This window comes from Flavobacterium sp. CS20 (genome assembly GCF_018080005.1).
Lineage (GTDB): Bacteria > Bacteroidota > Bacteroidia > Flavobacteriales > Flavobacteriaceae > Psychroflexus.
On record NZ_CP073015.1, the window covers coordinates 196964 to 215832 of the forward strand.

The 18869-nt window shown below is 33.0% G+C and carries 18 protein-coding genes and 2 pseudogenes; 14 read left to right on the forward strand and 6 right to left on the reverse strand.

Translation table 11 applies throughout. The features are described 5' to 3' along the window. The first annotated feature begins 211 nt into the window (after positions 1–211). Positions 212–1246, forward strand: a pseudogene (locus IGB25_RS00905) (GNAT family N-acetyltransferase). A 336-nt stretch (positions 1247–1582) separates the two neighbouring features. Here the strand turns inward: IGB25_RS00905 and IGB25_RS00910 are convergent. Further along, entirely contained in the window at positions 1583–2179 is a 597-nt protein-coding gene (locus IGB25_RS00910) for a hypothetical protein (RefSeq protein ID WP_247653559.1), read from the reverse strand. 195 nt (positions 2180–2374) lie between these two features. Here IGB25_RS00910 and IGB25_RS00915 point away from each other — a divergent pair, with 195 nt between their 5' ends. After that, positions 2375–3286: a dimethylarginine dimethylaminohydrolase family protein gene (locus tag IGB25_RS00915; protein ID WP_211065774.1), complete on the forward strand. Its 912-nt coding sequence runs from the start codon at positions 2375–2377 to the stop codon at positions 3284–3286. Between the two features lie 12 nt (positions 3287–3298). Further along, entirely contained in the window at positions 3299–4231 is a 933-nt protein-coding gene (gene ctlX / locus IGB25_RS00920) for a citrulline utilization hydrolase CtlX (RefSeq protein WP_211065775.1), read from the forward strand. Between the two features lie 233 nt (positions 4232–4464). Here the strand turns inward: ctlX and IGB25_RS00925 are convergent, their stop codons facing one another. Continuing rightward, positions 4465–5247, reverse strand: a complete 783-nt coding sequence (locus IGB25_RS00925; protein ID WP_211065776.1) for a hypothetical protein — start codon at positions 5245–5247, stop codon at positions 4465–4467. Between the two features lie 364 nt (positions 5248–5611). On the opposite strand from IGB25_RS00925, the gene IGB25_RS00930 reads away from it, so the two are divergent. Then, a complete protein-coding gene (locus IGB25_RS00930) occupies positions 5612–6538 on the forward strand; it encodes a zinc metalloprotease (protein WP_211065777.1) in 927 nt (308 codons plus the stop codon). Here IGB25_RS00930 and IGB25_RS00935 read toward each other — a convergent pair. Beyond that, entirely contained in the window at positions 6532–6990 is a 459-nt protein-coding gene (locus IGB25_RS00935) for a LytTR family DNA-binding domain-containing protein (RefSeq protein ID WP_211065778.1), read from the reverse strand. The genes IGB25_RS00930 and IGB25_RS00935 overlap by 7 nt on opposite strands. Between IGB25_RS00935 and IGB25_RS00940 the strand changes: the two genes are divergently transcribed. The 10 genes and pseudogenes from IGB25_RS00940 to IGB25_RS00985 all read left to right on the forward strand — a co-directional run bounded on the left by IGB25_RS00940 (position 6977) and on the right by IGB25_RS00985 (position 14831). Continuing rightward, positions 6977–7264, forward strand: a complete 288-nt coding sequence (locus tag IGB25_RS00940; RefSeq protein WP_211065779.1) for a DUF6515 family protein — start codon at positions 6977–6979, stop codon at positions 7262–7264. The two genes, IGB25_RS00935 and IGB25_RS00940, sit on opposite strands and share 14 nt — an antisense overlap. Before the next feature lie 388 nt (positions 7265–7652). Next, complete coding sequence (locus IGB25_RS15270; protein ID WP_211065780.1) at positions 7653–8507, forward strand: AraC family transcriptional regulator; 855 nt, start codon at positions 7653–7655, stop codon at positions 8505–8507. A gap of 85 nt (positions 8508–8592) precedes the next feature. After that, on the forward strand, positions 8593–9918 hold the full coding sequence (locus IGB25_RS00950) for a TolC family protein (protein WP_211065781.1): 1326 nt from the start codon (positions 8593–8595) through the stop codon (positions 9916–9918). 37 nt (positions 9919–9955) lie between these two features. Then, positions 9956–11112 (forward strand): annotated as a pseudogene (locus tag IGB25_RS00955) (HlyD family secretion protein). Between the two features lie 7 nt (positions 11113–11119). After that, on the forward strand, positions 11120–11683 hold the full coding sequence (locus IGB25_RS00960) for a hypothetical protein (RefSeq protein WP_211065782.1): 564 nt from the start codon (positions 11120–11122) through the stop codon (positions 11681–11683). 56 nt (positions 11684–11739) lie between these two features. Beyond that, on the forward strand, positions 11740–12666 hold the full coding sequence (locus IGB25_RS00965) for a hypothetical protein (RefSeq protein WP_211065783.1): 927 nt from the start codon (positions 11740–11742) through the stop codon (positions 12664–12666). Between the two features lie 55 nt (positions 12667–12721). Beyond that, complete coding sequence (locus tag IGB25_RS00970) at positions 12722–12946, forward strand: hypothetical protein (RefSeq protein WP_211065784.1); 225 nt, start codon at positions 12722–12724, stop codon at positions 12944–12946. Next, complete coding sequence (locus IGB25_RS00975; protein WP_211065785.1) at positions 12891–13304, forward strand: hypothetical protein; 414 nt, start codon at positions 12891–12893, stop codon at positions 13302–13304. Before IGB25_RS00970 ends, IGB25_RS00975 begins: the two co-directional genes overlap by 56 nt. A gap of 8 nt (positions 13305–13312) precedes the next feature. Further along, positions 13313–14167, forward strand: a complete 855-nt coding sequence (locus IGB25_RS00980; protein WP_211065786.1) for a universal stress protein — start codon at positions 13313–13315, stop codon at positions 14165–14167. A 22-nt stretch (positions 14168–14189) separates the two neighbouring features. Next, complete coding sequence (locus IGB25_RS00985) at positions 14190–14831, forward strand: HdeD family acid-resistance protein (RefSeq protein WP_211065787.1); 642 nt, start codon at positions 14190–14192, stop codon at positions 14829–14831. A gap of 338 nt (positions 14832–15169) precedes the next feature. Here the strand turns inward: IGB25_RS00985 and IGB25_RS00990 are convergent, their stop codons facing one another. The 3 genes from IGB25_RS00990 to IGB25_RS01000 form a co-directional block, all read right to left on the reverse strand. Next, entirely contained in the window at positions 15170–16126 is a 957-nt protein-coding gene (locus IGB25_RS00990) for an aldo/keto reductase (protein WP_211065788.1), read from the reverse strand. Between the two features lie 88 nt (positions 16127–16214). Continuing rightward, positions 16215–17144, reverse strand: a complete 930-nt coding sequence (locus IGB25_RS00995; RefSeq protein WP_211065789.1) for an AraC family transcriptional regulator — start codon at positions 17142–17144, stop codon at positions 16215–16217. A 439-nt stretch (positions 17145–17583) separates the two neighbouring features. After that, positions 17584–18834: an aminotransferase class I/II-fold pyridoxal phosphate-dependent enzyme gene (locus IGB25_RS01000; RefSeq protein WP_211065790.1), complete on the reverse strand. Its 1251-nt coding sequence runs from the start codon at positions 18832–18834 to the stop codon at positions 17584–17586. Between the last annotated feature and the right edge of the window lie 35 nt (positions 18835–18869).

Below are 18869 nucleotides of genomic sequence, written 5' to 3' on the forward strand. Positions count from 1 at the left end.
TTTATGTCACACTGAGCGCAGACGAAGTGAAGAAGCGAACATTTGACTACGCTCATGGAGACATTTTAGCTTATGATTTAGAGTAATCATTATTACTGGTTTAATAGCGTAGAAATAAATACTAAATTCGAAAATCATAGTGGCTTGTTAAATCGTAGTTTAAGTTATTAAGAAAGTTTAAATTCGTTTGACTAAAATTGATTAGAAATTTATGGATAACAAAATTGAACAAGTAGAATTAAAATATCTTACATTAACTAATTTTGAAGAACTAAAAGAAGTTTTTATTGAAATATACGGCGATGCTCCTGATGTCTATTGGAAAAAAAGTGAGTTAAAACAACTCATTTCAAAATTTCCAGATGGACAAATCGTACTTTTTGTAAACGGTGAAATTGCTGGCTGTGCTTTTTCACTAATTGTTGAGTCTTCAAAAATTGATAACAAGCATACTTATGATGATATTGCAGGAGACGCCAAATTTAAATACCATAATAGCGATGGCGACATGCTTTATGGCATAGATATTATTATTAAAAAAAAATATAGAGGATTAAAATTAGGCTGAAGATTATATGATTACCGCAAAGAATTATGTGAAAAACTCAACCTTAAAGGTATAGTATTTGGCGGTAGAATTCCTAACTATCATAAATTCTCAAGTTCCTTAACACCAAGACAATATATTGAAAAAGTGCGTTTTAAGGAAATTGAAGACCCGGTATTAAACTTTCAATTATCAAATGATTTTAGACCCGTTCGGATTTTGTCTAATTACCTTGAAGGCGATACCGATTCAAAAGAATATGCCGTTTGGATGCAATGGGATAATATATATTTCACCAAAGATTCTGTAAAACCTTATACCAACAAAACCGAAGTTCGTTTAGGTTTGGTGCAATGGCAAATGCGTTCTTACGCTAATTTAGAAGATTTGCTACACCAAGTCGAATACTTTGTTCAATCACTTTCTGGCTACAGATCAGACTTTGCGCTATTTCCAGAGTTCTTTAATGCGCCGCTTATGGCGAAATACAACCACTTAAGCGAGCCTGATGCCATAAGAGAATTGGCTAAATTTACTCAACCAATCAAAGAGAAAATGGCAGAACTTTCTATTATATCAAATGCCATGGGTCAAACGGTGGCTAATGGTTTAAATATTAGTGCACTTTCATCTGGTATTTATTACGTGAAATTGAAGACCAATAAAGGCAATATTGTTAAAAAAATAATTAAAGATTAAGTCGTCTTATTTATTGATTGGATTGTTTTGTTGTTAAAGCCCAACATACCATGTTGGGTTTTCTATGCAATAATCCCATTCAATTTTCGCATTGTGGCTTATTGTCTTTCAGTTTAAATAACTTGGAATAATCTATGGTGTTTTCAACTCCATCTAGTTCACAAAGAAATGTGACTACGGCACATAACCAATTAATCAATGTATCTTTATCAGTAGGATTATTAGGCTTGATACATGCACTGTCAATAGCACTACTATGCCCACCGCAACCTTTTTAGTAATTCTAAAGAAGAATAGCCATTAAATGTCTTCCTTAGATTTTGATGGATTCTGCCATCATGATTCAGAAGGCTCATATTTCATAAAATACATTGTATCACCACTTGGATGTTGCCATTGGTGAAAGCAATTAAATTTGTATCTTCGATAGGCTATATATACTTTTTTAATTCGCGTTTCAGCGTAAATAGGCAAACCTTTTTGTCTTGAAATTTCCAAAAATTGATTTTTCATTTGGTAAGCTGTCCTTGTATTGTCAACGTCTCTTGCTTCTGGCATAATGCCCCAAAACCAACAATACAAATGTTTTTGGTCTTTTGGTCTTTGTTTTTTTACATAACTTTGAGTTTTTAGAGCTTTTAATCCTTTTTTTATACCAGTTACATTTAAGGCAAGTTTTAAATCTGTAATCAATTCTCCCCAAAAGTTGCCTTTTTGATTACCATCTTCTTCAAACATTATAGCTATGCCATTATAGTCTTCAGAAACAATTAAAGCATCACGTTCAATAGCTTTATCAATCATATGTTTAGCTAAATATCTGAATCGCTTAACTTTATGCTTGTCATTTTTTATGATTTCCATTGAAGATGGCACCTCTTGAAGCAAAGTTGCCATATTTGAAATAACCTTTTCTTTATCGATATTATCCAATTTGTTTTTTTTTCAAATGTAATTATATTGTGCTAAAGACATCGTGAGTATTTAAGATTAAATTTACAAATAATTAAAGGTTTTACAAGAGATTTACTTTTAAAATTTATAAAAGTCTTTAAGGTTTGGGAAAGAAATTGTGCTACTGCAATACATTCATTAATTATTAATAGATTTGTGTTTTTTAGCATTACTATGAAATTAAATATACAAGACGAAACATCAAGATTAAGACAAGTGATTCTCGGTAGAGCAGATAGCAATGGATCAGTTCCAAAATTAGAAGAAGCATACGATCCTAAATCTATTGAACATATCAAAAAAGGAACATATCCTAAAGAAAAAGATATGATAAAAGAAATGGATGAAGTTTTAGAAGTATTCAAAAAATATGATGTCAAGGTATATCGTCCAGAATTATTGAAAGATTGCAATCAAATTTTTTCAAGAGACATTGCATTTGTGATTGAAGATAAATTTATAAAATCTAATATTTTACCAGATCGTGAAAAAGAAATTGAAGCAATTCAATATATATTAGACCAAATTCCACAACAACAAATCATCAAACTTCCTGATGAAGCCCATATTGAAGGTGGTGATGTGATGCCACATCACGAGTATATTTTTATAGGCACTTATCGCGGTTCAGATTATCCTAATTATATCACTGCTAGGACGAATCCACAAGCGGTTGAAGCTATACAAAAAATATTTCCTCACAAAAAAGTAAAATCATTTAACCTTAGAAAAAGCAATACCGATGCCTATAATAATGCCTTACACTTAGATTGTCGCTTTCAACCCATAGGCGAAAAATATGCTATACTGCATAAAAATGGATTTCTTGAAGAAACCGAATACCAATGGTTGGTAGATTTTTTTGGAAAAGACAATATTTTTGAAATCACTGCTGAAGAAATGTATGATATGAATTCTAATATCTTTTCAATTGATAAAGATATAGTGATTTCAGATAGGTCTTTTACACGATTAAATCAATGGATGAGACATAAAAACATCACAGTAGAAGAAGTGCATTACAGAGAAATTGCCAAGCAAGAAGGATTGTTGCGTTGTTCTACATTACCTTTGCAACGAGACTGAAATTAAACACAAATGAAACAATCTACAGACAAAATTTTGATGATAAGACCCGTAGCTTTTGAAATGAATAAAGAAACTGCAGTCAACAATTATTTTCAAAAAACATTAAACTTAAATGCTGAAGCCATTAATGCTAAAGTGCAAAAAGAATTTGATGATTTTGTTGATATTTTAAAAGCCTCTGGTATTGACGTTTTTGTTTATGATGACATTGCTGATTTAAAAACACCAGATTCTATTTTTCCAAACAATTGGATTTCATTTCACGAGAATGGTAATATTGCTTTATACCCAATGTTTGCTGAAAATCGCCGTCGAGAAAGACGTCAAGATATTTTAGAAGATTTAGAACAAAAAGGCTTTCAGTTTCATCAAGTTTATGATTATACTTCTGCTGAAGACGAAAATATTTTTTTAGAAGGCACTGGGAGTTTAATTTTAGATCGAGTCAACAGAAAAGCTTATTGTGCACTTTCTCCAAGAGCTAATGAAGAATTGCTAATTGAGTTTTGCGAAGATTTTGAATTTTTACCAATACCTTTTAAAGCCTACCAAACTGTTGGTAGCAAGCGATTACCCATTTACCACACCAATGTAATGATGTGCGTTGGCACTGATATTGCTATAGTTTGTTTTGACAGTGTTGACGACAAAGCTGATAAAAAATTGCTGAGCAAAAGTTTAAAAGAAGACAACAAAACCATCGTTGAAATCTCTGAACAACAACTCGAAGCTTATGCTGGCAATATGCTTGAAGTGCAAAACAGAAATGGCGATAAATTTTTAGTCATGAGCACACAAGCCTATAAAAGTTTACAAGCAACCCAAGTTCAAACCATAGAACAATATCTAAAAATTTTGCACAGTCCATTAAACACCATAGAAACCTTAGGTGGTGGAAGTGCAAGATGTATGATAGCTGAAATTTTTAATGCAAAGAATTAAACAAACTTGAGTTCGTTGCAAAACTTCATAGATGCTAAATTTTATTAATCTATAAATTCAGAATGATTAAATATTGAAGTCTTATTTATTATTTATTCTCAGATTAATTTTCAATTAGAATGAATTGTTACTTTTTTAATGAAAGAAAAGAAGGGGCTCATTTCTTTAATGAACCCCTAACTACTACTCAAAAGGGAAGGAAAGAAGTTGCTATTTATCGATCTTCTTCTTTTTTACCAAGCAAAATTATAGGTATTTCCACTACCCATAGTTAGGGTTGCTGTTTGGTTTCCATTAAAAACTATTGTTCCTGAGTAATCATAAACGTTACCATTTGATACTTGTCCATTGAAAGCCACTGAAATACTGCCAGAAGTAATATTATGATTTGCCTTTAATACTTTTAAATTGGTTGTATTAAAGTTTAAAGAACTTGTAAAGGTATTTTGATTTCTAACAGAGGATATTTGAGTTCCAGATCTGGAATAAGTTTGATTTACAAGGTATTCTGTTTCTAAATCGTCTAATCCTGATACTACCAGAGTTCCATTAGTTGTATCATCAGATGACATTTTTGGAGAGTCATAAGAACTGGAAGCATTTAAATCAAAGCTAAAGTTTGTTGGACTATTATCATCTGTACAATATACAGTCCAACTCCATACGTAATTAATATTATAGCTATAGTTTCCGCTATCATGACTTCTTGCAAATGATGTACCATAAGTTTCCCCACATACATAATCAAAATCACTATTACTTAAGGATGTTTTACTATAATCACTAGAACTTCCTTCCACAATAGTTATGGTTTCAGTAGTCATTTCAATTAAACCTCCAGTTTCTGGCGAAACAGCCATGATAATTGCTTCCGAGGCTTCTTCCTCTGAAATGCTGGATTCGGATAAGTTATCATCATTATTATTACATGATGTAAATAAGAGTGTTGCAACACATAATCCAGTTAGTATTGATTTGTGTTGGTTTTTGAGTGTTTTTAAATTAATTGTTTTCATAATTTTATTTTTTTGATTTTCAGCTAAATTATTTAGGATATGCTTACTAAAGTTTTAAAAGTTATTGAAACTGACAAATTCAAGGATGAATCGTTATCTTTTATAATTGAATTTTTTTATAACCTGTTAAACCATAAAAATTAATAGAGAATAATTTACTGCTTATTTTACTTATATTGATTCCATGATTTGTTGTTAGAAATAAATTAAAGGAAAGTGACTTATGTAATTTTTGGATACTGTTTTATTCTGAAATTTTAGACCTCAATTTGGTTGTTCCATATCAAAATATGGATGTTTAAGATTTAAATTTTCATAAAAGAGATGATGAACAACTATTTTTAAATTAATTTAATCAGTTGATATGAAAACCATAAAAATAGTATTGGTCTTCTTCATCATGGCATGGATTACATCTTGCTCAACAGATAACAATCTAGATGAAATTGTTGATGAAAATGAGGTGTTTATTTACAGAATACATGTTGTAGTACATGTAGTACATTACGGAGAGCCCATTGGGCAAGGAGCAAACATAAGTTATGAACAAGTAAAATCACAAATTGAAGTATTAAATGAAGATTTTAGAAAAATGGTTGGAACCAACGGGTATAATGACAATCCTGTTGGAGCAGACACAACCATAGAATTTGTTTTAGCTGATAAAGACCCTGATGGAAACCTGCTTACCGAACCTGGAATAGATCGTATAAACGGAGGACGGAGCGAATGGCCTAAAGGAGTTTTTAGAAATCCTATTGAAACCAGTTTAAAACCTACTTATTACTGGGATCCTAGTCAATATTTTAATATATGGACTATAAACTTTGGTGGTTTTGTTAGTCGTGACCTATTGGGTTATGCTCAATTTCCAAGCAGATCTGGATTGCCAGGTCTTAACGCCGATGGTGGAAGTGCTGAAACCGATGGGGTTGTTATTGGCTATAAGTATTTTGGAAGTAGTGAAAAAGGCGATTTTCCGGAGTTAGTAGCACCTTATGATTTGGGCAGGACTGCTACCCATGAAGTCGGTCATTGGTTAGGGTTAAGACATATTTGGGGTGATGGCGATTGCAGTAATGATGATTATTGTCTGGACACGCCCAATGCCTCAGCACCAAATTATGATTGTGCAAGCATAAAAATTTCATGTGATGAGCCTGAAATGCCCCAAAACTATATGGATTATTCTTACGACAATTGTATGAATATTTTTACTGAAAACCAAAAAAAGCGAATGATTACGGTATTAAAAAACAGTATTAGGAGGAAAGAATTAATCGGTTATTGATCTAACCATTTTTTAAATTCAGAGGCTTTGGCTTTGCTTATAATTATCTTATTGTGTGGTTTTGGCAAGACATTTAAAACCAGTCTGCCATTGAAATAGAAATCAATATCTTTTATGGCTTTTCTTTGAACTATAAATTGCCTGTTAGCTCTAAAGAATTGATCGGGATCAATCTCTGAGCTGATTTTTTCCAAAGTAGAATCAACAATAAACCTTGATCCTTCTTCAATATATGCATACACGAGTTCCAGTTCAGTATAAAACCAATTTATTTTGTTGATGTTTAATGGAATAAGTTTTGCTTGATAATGGACTAAATAGGATTTTTTATAGTCCTGTTTAAAGTCGGATTCCTTTAAAAAGTTGAAAAGTTCCAGTATTTGAGCAGTTGCCCCTGTAAGAGCGGTCCGTGCACCATACGTATATAATAGAGTAGTGGTGGGCACGCCCATTGTTGTACGAACAATACCAGCAAGTTGGATAACAGTTTATTATGGTGGAGTTCCATATTACTATTGTGATGGCGTGTATTATGATAAAACCGAGGTAAAGGACGAATACACACCAGTACAACCTCCTGTAGGAGCTATAGTTCCTTCTTTGCCAGAGGGTGCTATTGTAAAAACCATAGACGGCAAGGTTTACTATGAGTATGAAAAGGTACTATATAAAATGGTAACTATAGAGAATGATGTAAAATATGAAGTAGTTAGTATTAATAAGTAAACAGTAAAAAACAAAATTTATAACGGTATCTAAACTTTAAATCTCAAAAAGCAGTTTATTGCCCCAAACTTACATTCAATTCTTATTCTGACTAACGTGAAATTATTTTACTGTAAATCAGTTGTTTATATTTTATTCAAAATTTCAATTTTCAATCCTAAATTTACTTATTTTATGTTAGTCGAGAGACTAAAGTTTCTACGAGTCTATGAGGGATTTTTGGAAACAACAGTACAGAAGAGATGATTTTGAATTGACTTTTAATGATGATGACTGGACTAATTATAGGTATTTCAGTATAGTAATAAAAGTTGGGCGGTCAGCACTCAATTTACCTATTTCACTTTTAAAAAATCAATACCTTTGCAACCGCTATAATACCTTGTAAATGTCTTTTATAAAAATACTTACCGAAAAAGACTTCTTAAAAAATGCTAAAGAAGGCTATCTTTTGCGTCCGTCAGGTAATAGTGTTATTTTTTTAGTAGAAGGAACTATTGAAATGGAAATAAACGGAAAACCTGTATCTTTTGATGACGAACATATTATACTCATTTCTAAAAAAAATATATATAAGCTCGTCCGTTTTACCAAAACATTGGAGATGTATGTTTTAATACATAACAGAGAAGTTACAAGAGAAAAGGTTCAATTTAATTTCAGTAGATACGATGTTTATCAAATCATTAATGCCGAGAAAAATCAAAACATCTTTAAACTGGAAAACACTGTTTTTCATCAAACCGTGGGTTTGGTAAAGTTATTAAATTATTACACCAATCATGACATTAAATTTTCTTCTCAAGAACAAATTATAATTGCATTATTTACAGCCATTATTCATATTTTGATGGATTCTCTGGTTGAAAAACTTCAATCTGAAACCAAAATTAATACACGAAAAGAAGAAATAGTACTGCGATTTATAGAATTGGTTTCAATCCATTTTAAAACTAAAAAAAGACTTGGTTTTTATGCCGAAAAGCTACATATATCCATAAAATATCTTTCTATTTGTGTGAAAGAAATCACGCACAGACCTCCAACCGAATTTATTGCAAATGCCTTAACCAATGAGGCAAAAACATTATTGCTCAGCACAAAAAAGACAATTTCTGATATTTCATCTGAGCTAAGTTTTTCTGACCAATATGCCTTTGGAAAATTTTTTAAAAAGCACACTGGTTTAAGTCCTAAGAATTATAGAATAAAAAATGGAACCATATTTATAGATACCATTTGAACCTCTTTTATCCCTTTTTCAACCTTTTATAGCACTGCGTATCTTCTTAATCTTGCACCCCCAACATAAAAACGCATAGTTTATAATGAAGTGTCATTTTTCAAGGCATCTGTTTTGGATAACCTGCCTGCTATTTCCAAGTTTTTTTATTTATGCCCAAAAGCCAATACAAAAGAAAAAACTAAGCATTGACGAACTTTTTTCTTTAGTTACAGAAAATAACCCATCATTAGCGGTTTCTAAAGCAGACATCAACATTGCTAAACAAGACATAGAAGTTACAAAAAACCAAAAACTCCCTGATTTTAATATGAATGCAAGTGCTATGTATATTGGTGATGGCACTATTTTGGACAAAAACTTTTCAAATGCCACTACTGTAGATATGCCACATTTTGGAAATGTATATTCTGTAGAAGCCTCTCAATTAATTTGGAAAGGAAATGCAGTAAACAATGCTATTAAGGCAAAAACACTACAAGAAAATTTGGCTTCACTGGGTTATCAGTCCGATGAACAGAATATCAAGTTGCTTGTTTTAGGTTACTATTTGGACTTGTATAAGTTACAAAATCAAGCAAGTGTATTTCGTAAAAACATAGCACTTGCAGAAGATAGATTACAGAATATCAACCATTTTTATAGCCAAGGAATGGTAACCCGAAATGATGTGATCCGTGGCGAATTGCAAATTTCAAATCTTAATTTGTCTTTACAGGTGATAGAAAATAATATTCAGATTTTAAACAAGCAACTTACCGTGGCTTTGGGTTTACCAGAAGAAACAGAAATTGTTGCAGACGAATCTATAATAAATGAAAATCCAGAAATTTCTCTTTTAGAAACCTATCAAAATAATATTCAGACTCATCCAAGCTTATTGATGGCTAAAAAGGCAGTTGAATTATATAAAGTTTCTGAAAAAATAACCAAAGCAGAACGTCTGCCTACCTTAGCGACTTTTGCAAATAACACACTTCAACGCCCTATTACCAGTGTTTCACCTGCTTTGGATATGTATTCAAACGGGTGGAATATAGGTTTATCATTGAGCTATAATATCGCTTCAATTTATAAAACACCAAAAAAACTTCAATTGAATAAATTTGAAACAGAACGTGCCAAAGCACAAGCCAATGAAGCAGAACAAATGATTGGAGTAGCTGTGAAAGCGACTTACATTAAATACAACGAAGCCATAACCCAAAACAAAACCTTTGAGAAAAACAAAGATTTAGCCAATGAAAATTACAGGATTATGGAGAGCAAATACAACAACCAATTAGCCATTTTGCTGGATTTAATCGATGCCAGCAACGCCAAATTAGATGCTGAGTTGCAATACACCAATTCGCAAATCAGTATCATTTTTGCCTATTACAAGTTAATGAAAGAAAGCGGAAAACTGTAAAAATGTCATTTGCTTAATTTATAAAAAAATAAAAATCATGTCACAAGATCAAGATAAAAATCAAGAAGAAGTTCAAGAAACAGATTCTAAGAAAACGACCAAATCAAAACGAAAACCTCCTGTAAAGAAAAAAAATAAGGGTAGAATTATCAGTATGGTTATTCTGGTATTTGTCTTGGTCGGGTTATACTGGTTTGTAACGGCTTACTTGAACATTGGAAACGACCAATATACCAATGCGGCACAGGTAGAATCATACATCAATCCAATAAATACCCGAGTGTCGGCTTATATCAAAGAAATACGCTTTGTAGAACATCAGCATGTGAAAAAAGGAGATACGCTCATAATTTTGGACGACAGGGAGATAAAAACACAGTTAGGACAAGCAGAAGCGACTTATATGGTCGCATTGGCATCTAAAAATGTAACTCTAAATTCTGTAAAAACAGTTACCAACAATATCAATACCGCACAAGCCAACCTTGAAGCCGCACAAGCTAACATTGAAGCAAGACAGGCAAAACTGTGGAATGCCGAGCAAAATTATAACCGCTATAAAAATTTGTTGGAAGACGAAGCGGTAACACGTCAGCAATTCGACCAGGTAAAAACACAATATGAAGCCAGTAAAGCTCAATTGGAAGCAACGATTTCTCAATATCAAGCCATCAAAAACACAAAAGGCACAAGTGAGTTGACCGTTAAGGAAGTTCATTCTCGTTTAGAAATGAACGAGGCGGAAATAAAACGTGCCAAAAACGCACTTGAAATGGCAAAACTCAATCTTTCCTATACCGTAATTACCGCACCTCACGATGGAATTATGGGGAGAAGAACCGTAAATGTAGGTCAGTTATTAAACGCTAGCCAACAAGTGGCAACTATTGTTGATATTAAAAATATATGGATTTCAGCCAACTATCGTGAAAAACAAATGGATGAAGTAACTGTCGGAGGTATTGCAAAAATTACTGTTGATGCTTTGGGTGGCAAAGAATTTGAAGGAAAAATAACAGCCATTTCTGGAGCTACTGGAGCCAGATATCTGCAATACCCGTTGACAATTCAACAGGAAACTTTGTAAAAGTACAGCAACGCATTCCCGTTCGGATAGAATTTACAGAAAACAACAAACCCGAAGACTTAGATTTGCTTCGGGCTGGTATGAATGTACAAGTAACCTTAAAATAGCAAAGTTATGTACAATAGAGGTCCGTTTGCCAATTGGGTTCCTAAGCCTTTGATGTTGTTACTGATTATTGTTTTTTTGTTTCCACTCATAGCATTGAATGGTGTTTACAGAAGCAATAGTACTGATATTTCAGGGGCATTTGCAACTTATTCAGAATACATTTCATTGGCATATAATGCGACCATTATCGGAATGGGTGTTGCCAGCACCATTGCTATGCGTATAAAAATGCGTTTTCGCTCTAAAGAAATAATTGTGTTTTGCACTGTTGTTCTTGCTGTCCTTTCTTATTTGATAGCAACAACCGATAATGTTTTGGTGGTGATTGTGGGAAGTTTTTTTATTGGCTTTTTTAAAATGTTTCCATTTGTTGAAATGATATTACCCGTTATGTTTATTATATCACCAACAGGAGAAAGAGGACGTTTCTACTCTGTATTTTACCCTATTATATTATGCACTGGGCAATATTCTTCTTACCTGTTGGCAAACCAAGTCTTTAACAGTAACTGGCAGGCACCTTATTTTATTATAGCGATACTGTTGCTGATTGTTGCAGACTATCGTTGATTTTTCAGCACAACCAACGCTTTAGTTTTAAAAAACCCTTGTATCAAATCGATTGGTTGTCTATAGTTTTATTTGCTCTTTGTGCTATGTGCTTTAATGCAGGACTTACCTTTATGCGTCAACAAGGCTGGTTCAGTTCTCCATTCATTACAAGTTCATTTTTGTTAGGAATGCTATTGTTGATAGTATTGATATACAGACAAAAATTCCTCAAACGCAAAATCATAAAATTTCAATTAATTGTACAAAAGAGAAATATATGGTATGCCCTGATTTTACTGTTGTTTTTGGGAGTCTATTTGGCAAGTACAGGCATCTTTACACAATATACACTTAGAGTTTTAGGATACAACAACCTTATCAATGCAAAGCTGAACCTATGGATGATTCTCGGAATTGTTATAGCAGGAATTTTAGCTTTTCTAGGGTTTACAAATAAGTGGAATCTTAAATACTATATTACTTTGGGTTTTGTTGTGTTTTTTCTTCATATTTTGATGTTATATCTGATGATTCAACCACAAATGAACATAGAATATCTTTATTTTCCTATATTTTTAAAAGGTTTAGGCATGGGAATTCTTTTTATTGGTATATGGTATTATGCGTCATTAGGTTTACAAAGAGACGATTTTCTTGGCATTATAGGCATTATGTTGATGGTAAGAACGTTTCTTGCAACCGCTATTGGTGGAGCAATTATTAGTTGGGCAACTTATCAGGGGCAATGGCAAAGTTTGAATAATATTTCGATGTACCTTGACGCAGGATATTTTAAAAACGGAATGCGTATATATCAAGCAACCCAAATCAATGCTATGCTGGCTTCATTCAAAACTGTGTTGGGATATTTATGCTGGCTCATCGTTCCTATTTTGATTATTGTATTAACTCACAATTTTGGACAATTCAATAAACGAAGAATAGTGTTTTTAAGAAAAGTAATGAGAAGAAATAAATTGCAAGGTTATAGGTTTACTTAACAAATATTAAAATTATATATACTAAAATTACAAGAACTATGTTTTTAAAAAAAGGTTGACTATCAAACATTTATTAAGCTTTTTACTGATTTTTGTGCTAAGTTTAAATCAAATTAAAGCTCAAGAAAACAAAGAAGAATCTGCTTCTTTAAAAGGAAAATTAGGCTTTTCGGCTGTTATGGGACATGCTTTTATAAAACACAACGTTGAAGATGTTGAAGAAAATGAAATCACTTCGGTCTGCTGCTCTTGGACTCAATGCAAATTACTGGGTTTTTGATAAATTGGCTTTAGGTGTGCATTCTGATATGATTTTTGAAAGTTTTATTATCGAGGAAAAAAACGGAGAAGAGGAAAACAATTTTATCGAGAGAGAATATCCGATATCAATAAACGCAGTAGCAACGTATAAACCCTTACATTCTTTGGGATTATTGGCAGGAGTTGGCAAAGAGTTTAGCAAGGAAAAAGACTTTTCTATGTTTCTTGTTGGAGCAGAATATATGGTGGAAATTCCACACGATTGGGAGCTTGGACTTTCTGCAACTTATGAAGTAAAACATGATGCCTATGACACATTTGTGATAGGATTAGGGATTACAAAATTTTTGAGTTTAGAAAAAAAGCATCATTTATAAAATTAGAAATGGAAAAAATATTATTTTTAACTGATTTTTCTGAAGTGGCAGAGAATGCTTTTATCTATGCGTTGTCGCTTGCTGAAAAAATAAATGCAGAGTTACACATAGCTCACATTGTACCGATTATAGAAGTTGCAGACCCAGATGAATTAGTAAATGTGCATCCGTTTGCTCAAGATTATAACGAAACACTAGAAGATGATGAATGGGAAAAATTTAAAAACGAAGCAAGAAAACTTGAAAAAATAGCACAGGACAATAATAAATTAAACGTTCCTGTAGAATTTCATTTTCAGAAAGGTGTATTACTTGATACAGTTTCTGATTATATTTACGAAAACATAATAAATGTAGTGGTAATGGGAACTTCAGGTGCTAATACCATTGATAAGAAATTGTTTGGTTCTAATACAGCCAAACTCATCAGTCATATTAATATTCCGTTATTAGCCATACCTGAAAAAGCAAAATTTGTTGCCATAAATACTGTTACCATTGCGGTTATGCTGAAATCAAATGAACATTCAATTGTTCAACAGTTGTTAGAGAACGCACAGAAATATAATTTCAGATTAAATTGCGTTCACGTAGTAGAAACCGATAGCGAGGCATCGATTTCAGAACATAAAAAAAAGATGTGGCTTGAGGATATTGGGAACAATACTCTCAACGTTGATATTGTGGTTAATACCGATGTTGAGAAAGGCTTAGAAAACTATATACAGGATAATAAAACCGATATTCTCTGCATTATGCATCGTAATTTGTCGTATTTTCAAAGAATGTTTAAATTGAATTACAGCAATCGTTTGTTACAAAATTCAAAAACAGCATTGCTTATTTATAATCATAATAATTAGTAACAATTTAAAATTTAATGCTATGGTTTCATTTTTAAAAACAATCCGTAACACTATAAATTACTGGTATGTACCAGCAATCATAGGTGTTTTGTTCATCGTATTGGGAGGCTATCTTTTTTCAGTACCTGGTGCAACCTACTTTTCGTTGGTTTTGCTTTTTAGTCTATTGTTTTTGTTTTCTGGTATCTTAGAAATTTGGTTTTCTGTGCAAAACAGAAAAGAATTAGAAGGCTGGGGTTGGTATCTTGCTGGTGGTATCTTTGCGTTACTTATTGGTATTCTGCTCATTTCAAAACCTTCAGTAGCGACTACCACTTTACCTTTTTTTGTGGGCTTTAGCCTGATGTTTCGTTCTTTTCAAGGATTGGGGTTTGCATTTGAACTTAAAAATTATGGCGTGTTGAAATGGGGCAATCTTGCTATTTTGAGCATTATAGGAGTTGTTTTTTCTTTTATACTCATAGCCAATCCAGTTTTTACAGGTATCTCTTTGGTGGTAATAACAGCTCTATCTTTCATTTTTACAGGGATTTATGCCATTGTATTGTCATTCCAATTAAAAAAGTTAAAAACGCTTCCAAGGAAATTGGAAAAAGAATTGAAAGACAAAATAGAAGAGTTAAAAGAAGAGTATTACAAGAGTATAAACGAAAACAAATAAAATATAAGTCTATTTTAATTTAACGTGGATTCGATATAAATTCCAATAAAATATATTCATATAAAATACAGATATTTAATCATTTGTCTTGTCGTCAGAGCATAGCATGAGCGACGGGACATCTCAGTAGGATGAGATTTCTCCTCATTTTTCGTCGAAATGACAAAATTTGCTTACAAAAAGATGTAATCATCTGATTTACAGCTTTCAATAAATCGAACTCACGTTAATTTGAAAAGTTAGAGTTAAGTTGCTTATTAATAAGGCTTTATATTGAAAAATTAACAAAAAAAGAGCTACCATTTAGTAGCTCTTTTTTGAATATAAAAACCAGATTTTTAATACCGACTACCTACGGTTTCCTCGGGTATAGATTTTTCAATAAAGTCCAAATCAGCTTTTGATAGCTCAACATCATAAGCTCCCAGATTTTCTTCTAATCTGTGAATCTTTCTCGTACCAGGAATAGCAGTAATTTCATCATTTTGAGCTAAAATCCAAGCCAATGCAATTTGTGCTTTGGTTGCACCTTTGTCTTTTGCCATCTTGTCTATCACTTCAACAAATTTGTAATTTTCTTTGATAGCTTCGTCTGTATATCGTGGATGATTTCTTCTAAAATCGTCTGACTCAAAATCATCACTGCTTTTAAAAGCTCCTGTTAAAAAACCTCTACCCAAAGGACTGTATGCCACAAAAGTAATTCCCAACTCTTTGCATACATCAAAAACTTCTTGCTCAGGTTCACGACTCCAAAGAGAATATTCTGTTTGTATAGCGGTTATCGGATGCACTTTATGAGCTCTGCGAATGGTTTCAGCATCAACTTCAGACAGACCGATGTATTTTACTTTTCCGTCTTTGACTAAATCGGCCATTGCTCCAACAGTTTCTTCAATTTCCACATCTTCTGCCTGTCGGTGCATATAATATAGATCAATGGTATCTATACCCAAATTTGAAAGGCTTCGTTCGCAAGCCTTTTTGACATAATCTGGTTTTCCATTGATGCCAAGCCATTCGCCATTTTCACCTCTCACTACACCAAATTTTGTTGCCAGAACAAATTGATCCCATTTGCCTTCAAATGCTCTTCGGATTAATTTTTCATTGGCTCCCCAACCATACATATCGGCGGTGTCAAAAAAATTGACGCCCAAATCAATGGCTTTGTGCAACGTTTTAATCGATTCTGATTCATCAAAAGAACCATAAAACTCAGACATTCCCATACAACCGAGTCCTAAGCGGTTTACGTTTAGTGTACTGTTTCCTAAAGTTGTTGATTTTTTCATAGTAATGTAGTTTTTTTAAGTTTACCAAATATCAATTTTTTAATTCAAAACCATTTGTAAAAAGCAATCTAATAATTGCAAAAAACAATCAATTTCTGAATTTTAAAGGTGGAAGGCTTGTATGTTTTTTGAAAAAGTTAGAAAAATGAGCCACTTCTTCAAAACCCAGGGCATAGGCTATTTCTGTTACACTCCATTGGGTTTGTTTCAACAATATTTTAGCTTCTTCAACTATTCTGCCGTTGATAATTTCTGAAGTGCTTTTGCCTGTTGTTTCTTTTAGCACTTTGTTTAAATGGTTGATGTGTATTCCTAAGGTTTTTGCATAATCAATAGGGGCTTTTAGTTGAATAGCTTGGCTTTCATTTTCAATAGGAAACTGCCTTTCGAGCAACTCGATAAACAAAGATGAGATTCTTTGGGAAGCATTGTTGGTACTTGTTAATCTTTCAACGGGTTTCAATTTTTGTCCTGTATGGATGAGTTCTAAAACATAATTGCGTAACAAATCATATTTAAAAGCGTAGTCAGATGAGAGTTCGGTGTCCATTTTCTTGAATATCAGCTTGAGCTCGTTGTATTGCTCATCATTCAATTGATATACAAAATTGCTATTGGGTTGATATATTGGCAGTTCGTCAATTAATAAACCTGTTTTAGATTTGGATAAAAATTCTTTGGTAAAAACACAAAAGAAACCCGATTGTTCTTTGCTTTGTGGTATGTATTTGTAAGGTATTTTTGGTGTTGCAAATAGTATTCCTTGCTTTTCAATACGCACTGATTTACCTGCATATTCCACAAGGTTATTACCTTTAATCAAACTGATTTTATAGTATAATTTTCGGTTATAGGTCATTTCAGATTTTTTGTTTCCGCTAAAAAAAAACTTTTTTGTGTCAAAAACATTAAAATGCCCCAGCTCATTACTGCTATTATTTTTGAGCAAAGTGTCAATTTGTGAATTGTTTTCACCAAATATCTCTTTGTAAAAATCTTTTATACTCAGGTTTTCCATTGTTGCAAAATTCAAATATCAGCAAAGATATCAAATTGAAAGTTAATTGGGGTAAGTATAGAAAATATGTTTGTTTTTTTTAATTCTAATAGTTGTTTAAGGTATTGTTGGTTTGGTGCTATATCAAAAGTTTTAATACATGTTGTGAAAATTAAAAAAAAAGCTAAAAGTCTTAAAAACAGATGTTTATGTGATAGTGGGTTATTGGTAAACCTTGATTATATCGGTTTATAGATGTTGTTACAATTTATGAATTGGCGTTGCTTTTGGCTTAGGGATAGGAGCGACATCTTTTTTGAGATTTATTATAGCGGAGTTGTGTTTTGGTGGTGCTACCTTAAAGTAGCACCGCCAAAATACTTACGGATGCTTAATAAATCTCAAAAAAATATAGCGGATAGCCCGTTAAAAGCCCCTTAAATTTTGCTTTTATTTAGTTTTAATTTTTCATCACTTCTTGAGCAATACGCTTATAAACTCCTTTTTCAAGTTTTTCTCTAATAGCAGAAAAGGCTTCTAAAGTTTCTTCGATGTCTTGCATAGTATGGGTTGCTGTAGGTATCATTCTTAATAGAATCAAGCCTTTTGGAATAACGGGATAAACCACAATAGAGCAGAAGATACCATGATTTTCTCTCAAGTCTTTGACTAATGCCATGGCTTCTGGAATGCTTCCTTTAAGGTAAACGGGTGTTACGCAACTGGTGGTTGTTCCGATGTCAAAACCACGTTTTTTGAGTCCGCCTTGAAGGGCGTTGACGTTTTCCCACAATTTGTCTTTGAGTTCGGGCATGTTTTTTAGCATTTCTAAGCGTTTTAAAGCACCTTCAACCAGTGACATTTGTAGTGATTTAGCAAACATTTGTGAACGCATATTGTATTTTAGGTAATCAATAATTTCTTTATCAGCGGCGACAAAGGCTCCTGTGCTTGCCATAGATTTTGCAAAGGTTGCAAAGTAAACATCAATGCCATCTTGAACACCTTGTTCTTCGCCAGCACCAGCACCAGTTTTGCCAAGTGTACCAAAACCGTGGGCATCATCAACGAGCAATCTGAATTTGTATTTGTCTTTGAGCTCAACTATTTCTTTGAGTTTGCCTTGTTCACCGCGCATGCCAAAGACACCTTCTGATATAAATAGCACGCCACCGCCAGTCTGTTCAGCTATTTTTTCGGCTCTCGCTAAGTTGAGTTCAATGCTGTCTAAATCGTTGTGTTTATAGGTAAAGCGTTTTCCGAGATGCAAGCGAACGCCATCGATAATACAGGCGTGGGCATCTACATCGTAAACAATCACATCGTCTTTGCTGACTAAGGCATCAATTATGGAAAGAATGCCTTGATAGCCAAAATTGAGAACATAGGCGGCTTCTTTTTTAACAAATTTAGCTAATTCGTCTTGAAGTTTTTCGTGAAGTTCTGTGTGACCACTCATCATTCTGGCTCCCATTGGATAAGCACTTCCGTATTTTTTGACAGCTTCTTCATCGGCTTTTCTGACTTCAGGATGATTGGCTAAGCCGAGATAGTCATTAACACTCCAAGTGACGACTTCACGTCCTTGAAATTTCATTCTGTTACTGATTTGACCTTCTAATTTAGGGAAGACAAAATAGCCTTCAGCTTGATCAGCCCATTTTCCTAATGGTCCTTTATCTCTATAAATTTTTGAAAATAAATCTCTCATTTGCACTTGGTTTTCAAACTAACTGTCTAAAGTTA